We start from the raw sequence: 1404 nt of genomic DNA on the forward strand, positions 1-1404 counted from the left end.
GTGTGCACCGCGGTCGCCGACCACCTCGGCTGGAGCGTGCGGAGGACCCGCCTCCTGGCCGTCCTCACGACCGCGCTCGGCGGGGGCGGCGCGCTCCTCCTCTACGCCGCGGCCTGGCTGCTGCTGCCCGACCAGGACGGCGCCCTGCCGGTGGAGCGGCTGCTGCGCGGCTCGCTCGACCGGGTGCACGCCGGGATCGGCGTCCTCGTGCTCGCCTCGATGCTGCCGGTGGCGCAGGGCTTCTGGTCGCTCGGCGGCGCCTACACCGGGGCGATGCCCTGGGCGCCCGCGACCGGGCGGACGCTGTGGTCGCTCGTGGTGCTCGGGTTGATCGTGGCCTTCGTGGTCTGGATCGTGCGGCGGAGCCGGCGATCGGACGACGCGGCCGCTCACCCGGCCCAGGGCTCCCCGTCCGCACACCCCTCCGCGACGCTCCCCTACCCCGCGCCCTCCGCTCCCGCCTACCCCGCACCCGACCCCGGGCTGCAGGACGAGCGCCCCTCGTCCCCCGAGGCCGTCGCCGAGTGGCGCGAGCGCCAGGAGGCCTGGCGGGCCGAGCGGGAGGCGTTCCGCGCCCAGCAGAGCGCGTCGGCCCGTGAGACGGCCCGCGCCCGGGCGGAGGAGGTGCGACTCGCCGCCGCCGCCGTCACCGCCGCGCGCCTGGAGCGCCAGCGCCTCCGCCGCGCCGCGAACCCCCGGCTGCGGGCGAGCCTCACGCTGCTCGCCCTGGGCGCCGCCGCCCTGGCCGGCGCACTGGTCTCGCTCACCGCCTCCGGACCGACGGCCCTCGTCGTCGGAGCCGCCTCGGCCGCGCTCGTGCTCGCCGGGGTGATCGTGCTCGCCGGCCTGTTCCGGAGGCGCGCGATCGCGCTGATCGCCCTCGCGACGGTCGCGCTGGTCACGGCCGCCTGCGCCGCCGTGCTGCCGACCGACCGCGAGCTGCTCCCCGTCCTGGGCACCTACGGCTTCTCGAGCGCCGCTCCCGGCCGCTACGCGACGCTCGCGGCGAGCGACCTGCGCGTCACGGTCGCACCCGGCTACGAGACCTCCGGCGAGCCGCTGGACCTGTGGATCGGCTACGGGCACGTGTCCGTCGCCACGATGGCGGGAACGGCGGTCCGCCTGGAGGCGACCACGGAGGACACCGAGCTCCTCGTGCTGGCCGCCGACGGAGGCGCGATCGACGCGCCCCGCGAGGTCCGCACCGCCGACGGCCGTCAGCTGTGGACGCAGACCTTCGGCGATCCCGAGGCCGAGCCGTTCGTGGTCCGCATCGCCCAGGAGGGCGGGTCGATCCGCGTCCAGGACTCCACACCGGGCGCCGACTCCGGCCGCCGAGATCAGCACCAGCACGACCGACAGCCCGGTGATGGTGGTCAGATTCCGGCGGAAGTCGATGAACGG

Annotated in this window: 1 protein-coding gene; it reads left to right on the forward strand. The window is 76.9% G+C overall.

Going from position 1 to position 1404, the window contains the following annotated elements; translation table 11 throughout:
- Positions 1–1404: PspC domain-containing protein (locus C5C59_RS16940; protein WP_146083130.1), on the forward strand; the 1404-nt coding region annotated here is incomplete at both ends.

Origin of the sequence: Rathayibacter sp. AY1F4, assembly GCF_002931775.1 — a bacterium.
Taxonomy (GTDB): Bacteria; Actinomycetota; Actinomycetes; order Actinomycetales; family Microbacteriaceae; genus Rathayibacter.